We start from the raw sequence: 2595 nt of genomic DNA on the forward strand, positions 1-2595 counted from the left end.
CCTTGACGGCCGGCCCTCGACCGAACGAATCAGTCGAAATCGGCGCCGAGCGCCTGCAGCTTGCCGCGGAAGTCGGCGTAACCGCGGTCGATCAGCGAAATGCCCTGCACATTGGACGGTCCCTTGGCCGCCAACGCGGCGATCAGGTGGCTGAAACCACCGCGCAGATCGGGAACGTCGATGTCGCGTCCGGTCAGCGGCGTCGGTCCGAAGATGACCGCGGAATGCTTGTAGTTGCGCTGCTGGAAACGGCACGGCAGGGAGCCGAGGCACTCGCGGTACAGCTGGATCGTGGCGCCCATCTGCACCAGCGGTTTGGTGAAACCGAAACGGTTCTCGTACACGGTTTCGTGCACGATCGACAGGCCCTTCGCCTGGGTGAGCGCCACCACCAGCGGCTGCTGCCAGTCGGTCATGAAACCGGGGTGCACGTCCGTTTCGATGGCGACCGGCTTCAGGTCGCCGCCCGGATGCCAGAAGCGGATGCCCTTGTCGGTGATGTCGAATTCGCCGCCGATCTTGCGGAACACGTTCAGGAACGTCAGCATCTCCGGCTGGGTGGCGCCCTTGACGAAGATGTCGCCATGCGTGGCGAGGGCCGCGGACGCCCAGGACGCGGCCTCGATGCGGTCGGTCAGGGACGTGTGCGTGTAGCCCTTGAGCTCCTTGACGCCCTCGATGCGGAAGGTGCGGTCGACGTCGACGGAGATCAGCGCGCCCATCTTCTGCAGCACGTTCACCAGATCCATGATCTCCGGTTCGATGGCGGCGCCGGAAAGCTCGGTCTTGCCTTCGGCAAGCACCGCGGCGAGCAGCGTCTGCTCGGTCGCGCCCACGGACGGGTACGGCAGATGGATCTTCGCGCCGTGCAGACCGTTCGGCGCGGTGATGTGGATGCCGTCCTTGTGCTCCTTGTCGACGTTCGCGCCGAGCTTGCGCAGCGTCTCCAGATGGAAGTCGATCGGACGGCCGCCGATGTTGCAGCCGCCAAGCGCCGGAATGAACGCCTCGCCCAAGCGGTGCAGCAGCGGACCGGAGAACAGGATCGGAATGCGCGACGAGCCGGACAGGGTGTCCACGTCGGCGACGTCGGCGAGCTGCACCTTGGACGCGTCGATGGTGACGATGCCGGCGTCGCCGTCCACCTTCACATCCACGCCGTGCAGTCGCAGCAGATCGGAAACCACATGCACGTCGCGGATTTCCGGAACGTTCTTCAATACGGAAACACCCGGAGCGAGCAGCGCGGCCACCATCGCCTTGCTGACGAAGTTCTTCGCGCCGCGCACCTTGATGGTGCCGTTCAGCGGCTTGCCACCCTCGACGTGCAGGATGTCGTTGTTGTTGTCAGACACGCTCAACCTCTTTCGCTTCCCTTGTACGGTTCAGCCTAAAAACACTATCCTTCAGTTTGCCATAAGGCATGTAGCAGGTTCGTGAATTGCGACGTTCAGCGCAGAGTCTCCTTGATTTCATGCGCCAGATCCGCATCCCACATCGCGCCCGTGGCGCTCATCACCGCATTCGCCCCGGCCTTGCGGTATGCAATATAGTCGTCGGGGCGAATCACGCCGCCCACGCCCACGATGGCGAAATCGAGTCCGAGCCTTTCCCGGATCGCGGCCAGGCGTGACACCATGTCGAGCCCCGCGCCGCGAATCGCGTTGCCGCAGACGCCGGAACGGTCGCGGCCCGCGCCCGGAAGCGCCTGGTCGCCATTGGCGTCCACCAGTTTCGCGGAGATCGTGTTGATGGTGGAGAAACCTTGCACGGTGCCGTGGCCGGCGGTCTCCCTCACCATGATCTCCAGATCGGCGTCATTGGGAATGTAGGCGAGCTTCACGATGAGCGGACGGTCGCCGATCTCGTTCTTCACGGCCTCCGTGATCGTGCCGACCAGATGCGGATCGTGGCACAGCAGACGGTTATGGCCCTCATTGGGGCAGCTGGTGTTCATCTCCATCAGTCCGGCACCGGTTTCCGTCACCAGATGCGCTGTCGTGACGTGATCGGCGATGTACGCCTTCTGGTCCATGCCGTCCACGCGCGACCCCTGGAAGCTCGGCACCAGCAACTGGCCCTCGCCGGCTTCCTCGATCGCCTTCTGCATGTCCGGCTGCCATTCGTCGGGATCGCGGGACGGCACGCCGAAGCTGTTGGAGATCGAAATCGGCAGTTCGTAACGGGTGTCGGCGAGCACGCCCTCATCGAGTTCCGCGCTGCCCGGAACCAGCGACCCGTCCGGGTTCTTCGGATGCACCGCCAATACGTTCGGGAAGGCGTTGCAACCCCAGGCGCGCGAGCGCACCGTCTTGTACACCGCCAAGTCGAATCCCATGCGGAACGCCGCGGTGGTGAACTTTTCATTGAGCAGCGGGCCGGCGGGAATACCGAACGGCAGATTCACCCGATGCCCGAGGAAATATTCGGAATCGGCATCGTTTCCAGCCTCGGACGAAGCGCCCGTCTTCAGCGCTTCGGCGAAGGCGCCGAACGGCCCCTGCAGATAATTGTCCTCATACGTGCGATTGACATCGTAGAACGGTGCGAAACCCTGGCTCATGCTCTCTCCGAAAGTTCTCTATGTATGCGCGG

Annotated in this window: 2 protein-coding genes; both read right to left on the bottom strand. The window is 63.6% G+C overall.

Annotation, left to right across the window (positions count from 1 at the left end):
* Nucleotides 1-29: 29 nt before the first annotated feature.
* A complete protein-coding gene (gene murA / locus B3C64_RS06990; protein WP_291534680.1) occupies nucleotides 30-1355 on the bottom strand; it encodes a UDP-N-acetylglucosamine 1-carboxyvinyltransferase in 1326 nt (441 codons plus the stop codon).
* Between the two features lie 95 nt (nucleotides 1356-1450).
* Nucleotides 1451-2563 carry a diguanylate cyclase gene (locus tag B3C64_RS06995; protein ID WP_291534682.1) on the bottom strand — a complete coding sequence of 371 codons (1113 nt, stop codon included), beginning with the start codon at nucleotides 2561-2563 and terminating at the stop codon, nucleotides 1451-1453.
* Nucleotides 2564-2595: the final 32 nt, after the last annotated feature.

This window comes from Bifidobacterium sp. UBA6881 (assembly GCA_002451435.1).
Taxonomy (GTDB): Bacteria; Actinomycetota; Actinomycetes; order Actinomycetales; family Bifidobacteriaceae; genus Bifidobacterium.